Annotated in this window: 4 protein-coding genes; all 4 read left to right on the top strand. The window is 48.6% G+C overall.

Features of this window, described 5'->3' with window-relative positions; translation table 11 throughout:
- The coding region (locus tag LUQ50_RS12900; RefSeq protein WP_367279014.1) for a DNA topoisomerase IV subunit A at positions 1 to 1,058 on the top strand (1,058 nt) is incomplete at its 5' end.
- Between the two features lie 50 nt (positions 1,059 to 1,108).
- Positions 1,109 to 1,933 carry an A24 family peptidase C-terminal domain-containing protein gene (locus tag LUQ50_RS12905; RefSeq protein WP_300040292.1) on the top strand — a complete coding sequence of 275 codons (825 nt, stop codon included), beginning with the start codon at positions 1,109 to 1,111 and terminating at the stop codon, positions 1,931 to 1,933.
- Between the two features lie 20 nt (positions 1,934 to 1,953).
- Positions 1,954 to 2,322, top strand: coding sequence for a phosphoribosyl-AMP cyclohydrolase (gene hisI / locus LUQ50_RS12910; RefSeq protein ID WP_300040298.1), 369 nt, complete (start codon positions 1,954 to 1,956; stop codon positions 2,320 to 2,322).
- A 24-nt stretch (positions 2,323 to 2,346) separates the two neighbouring features.
- Positions 2,347 to 3,392: ATPase, T2SS/T4P/T4SS family (locus tag LUQ50_RS12915; protein ID WP_300040294.1), on the top strand; the 1,046-nt coding region annotated here is incomplete at its 3' end.

Genomic DNA, 3,392 nt, shown 5'->3' on the forward strand with positions numbered 1-3,392 from the left:
AACTTCTGGGGATTCCCAGACAATGGTATTCCCAGATGACCAAGGGTGATCTCCCCTCCATCACGATGCCCACCAGGACCAAGAAGAACATCGAATACGATGAGGGTATTGATGCATGGAAGTACGGCGACCGGGAACGATTTCGCGAAGCCGGAAGTGAAAAAAGTGCCCTCCATATTCTCAAGATGGCATATGTAATCTGGTTTATCAGGCACCAGATCGTCGAAAGCAGGTCTTCAACCTTAAGAGAACTGTATTACATCTCTGAGGGATGGAAACGGGCTAAGTTTGCAACTCAGAACGACTCAAACCTTCTTATTGAGGATCTTGAGATCCTTACCGATGTTCAACGAGAACAATTCAACCTCAGGCCTGAAGAGAGTGGGGCAAGTATATTCGGTCCGCTTGTAGTCAGGGAAGAGACCCGTATGGGTCCAAAAAATATTCACTGTGCAAATGATGTCGGAGAGGCGGGATACCAGATCCCGACAAATGTGGAAAAACTGGAACTCGTTGAACATGATGCCAAGATGGTCATCGCAATAGAGACCGGTGGTATGTACGCCCGCCTGATCGAGAACGGATTCGATGAAAAGTACGATGCCATCCTCGTCCACCTTAAAGGTCAGCCAGCAAGGTCTACCCGTCGGATGCTCAACCGGCTTGCAAAAGAATTTGAACTCCCAATCACCGTATTTACCGATGGTGACCCGTGGTCGTACCGGATCTATGCGTCAGTTGCATACGGATCAATCAAAAGTGCCCATATTTCAGATATTCTCGCAACACCGTCTGCCCGATTCATCGGGGTACAGCCAACTGACATCAGGGATTATGATCTCCCATCTGACAAACTGAGCGACCAGGATATCGCTGCCCTCAAATCTGAACTGACAGATCCACGGTTTGCAACAGATTACTGGCACGAGCAGATCAATCTGCAGCTTTCATTAAACCTGAAGTCAGAACAGCAGGCTTTTGCAGCACGGGGGCTTGATTTTGTTACTGATGAGTATCTCCCTGCACGGCTTTCTGATATGGGTGTTCTCAAGCGGTGACTATCATCCAGGATCGAACACGAAATTAAGGATCGAAGAGAAGAGGTATCATGGATTTGTTCAGCATGCCTGCGGTCATGCTCCCCCTGCTGATCAATGCGATAGCCCTGATCATCACGCTCATATACGGTTGTAGGGAAGATATCAGGGAACGAGCAGTTCCGGTGGTAATGTGGTATCCGGCAGTTGCCATAGGCATTCCGATGCTCATCTGGTTCTGGTATTCGGTGATAACTGCTGGTGATCTCCGCCTGATGATGCCGCTCATTCCACTAATCCTCTTCTTTGTGGTGGCATTCTACCTCTTCACCAGATTTAATCTGGTCGGGATGGCAGATACGAAAGCCCTGATCCTGATCACCGTCCTCATCCCCTGTTTTCCCTTCGTCCCTCTGACAGGATACCCGGTCTTCGGATTCCCACCATATGTATTCCTCCCCTTCAGTGTGCTCTTCAACGCAGTAGTCATCAACCTCATCCTTCCGGTTACATTTTTTATAATGAATGTAATCCGGGGAAACCGTGCCCCGCTTCCATACCTCTTCCTCGGATTTCCGGTGAAAGGTTCCGAGATCGAGGACAAATTTGGGATCGTGATGGAGGAGTTCACCGAGGTAAACGGAGAGGTGCAACGAACCTTCATCGGGATCGGTGCAGCGATAAAGGATCTTGTATCAGGTGGCAGACGAGTGTACACCAAATCGCTCAAGGAACACCCTGAACGCTACCGCAAAGAACTTGCGCTGTACCGAAAAGCAGGAACCGTCTGGATCAGTTACGGAGTACCATTCCTGATCCCAATCACAGGGGGACTTCTCACGGCTCTCTTTCTGGGTGACCTTTTTGGACTGCTCATCAGGCTGGTGTTCTCATGAATCCTGATGAGTCAGATCCAATCGAACTCAATTTTGATGTACACGGCCTGATCCCTGTCATTGCCCAGGATACTAAAACCAAAGATGTTCTGATGCTTGCGTATGCCAACCAGGAAGCGGTTGATCTGTCAAGAGAGACAGGATATGCCCATTATTACAGCAGATCCCGCAAAAAAATCTGGAAAAAAGGTGAGGAGTCGGGAAATTTTCAGAAGATCCATGAGATCCTGATTGACTGTGATGCAGATACCCTGATCTACGTGGTTTCCCAGCAATGCGCGGCATGTCACACCGGACACTGGACCTGTTTTTATCGGACTATCAACGGTAAAATAATAGCAGACCGCCTATTTGAGCCGGATAAGGTATATAATAAAAGGAATGAATGACCACGTTATAAGTGGTGAATATTTTTGAAATTGGTTCCAGATACTAGCGTCGTTATAGACGGTCGCATCACCACTCTCATCGATACAGGTGAATATAACGGAGCTCAAATAATAATACCGGAAGCAGTTGTTGCCGAACTGGAGGCTCAGGCAAACCAGGGACGTGAGATAGGATTCTCAGGCCTGACTGAACTCCAGGAATTGTGTAAACTAGCCGAAAAAGGTATAATATCAATAGAGTTCTATGGGGAACGCCCGACACTGGAGCAGGTAAAACTTGCCAGTGGCGGAGAAATTGACTCCCTTATCCGCAGAGTTGCCATAACCCACGGAGCAAGGTTTATCACGAGCGATGTGGTTCAGTCCGAGGTAGCAAAGGCAAAAGGGCTTGATGTATTATATTTGAGACCTCAGGTCGAGGACTTTACACCACTTGCAATCGATCAGTTTTTTGACGAGTATACCATCGCGGTATACCTGAAAGAACGGGCTAAACCGATGGCACGAAAAGGAACCATCGGAAAAACAGAGACCATCACCGTCAGAGAGACGCTCTGTACTGAGTATGAACTCAGATCTATGGCACAGGAGATCCTGGAGCGGGCAAAGCGGGATCCTGACGGCTTTATTGAGATCGAGAAACGTGGAGTAACCGTTGTTCAGATCGGATCCATGCGGATATCAATTGCCCGCAGGCCCTTCTCTGATGGCATGGAGATCACGGCAGTTCGCCCGATCGTAGATCTGGGTCTTCCTGATTATGCCCCGTCAGATGTCATCAAAAAACTGCTCAAGAGTGAGAAGCCAGGCATCCTGATCACCGGGACCCCCGGATGCGGGAAGACCACACTTGCTCAGGCAATCGCTACCTATCTTTCAGACTCCGGCTGCATTGTGAAGACAATGGAACAGCCACGGGAGATGCAGGTTCCGGATCAGATCACACAGTATACCGCTCTTGACGGTAGTATGGTCAATACCGCGGACGTCATGCTCCTGGTCAGACCTGATTTTGTTATCTTTGATGAACTGCGCAAGAATGAGGATTTTGATGTCTTCGCAGATATGAG

The sequence above is a fragment of the Methanospirillum sp. genome (assembly GCF_028679455.1).
GTDB lineage: Archaea > Halobacteriota > Methanomicrobia > Methanomicrobiales > Methanospirillaceae > Methanospirillum.

Excerpts from the sequence above, each read along its gene's own strand:
- LUQ50_RS12905 (WP_300040292.1), top strand. The coding sequence starts at position 1,109 with ATGGATTTGTTCAGCATGCCTGCGGTCATGCTCCCCCTGCTGATCAAT.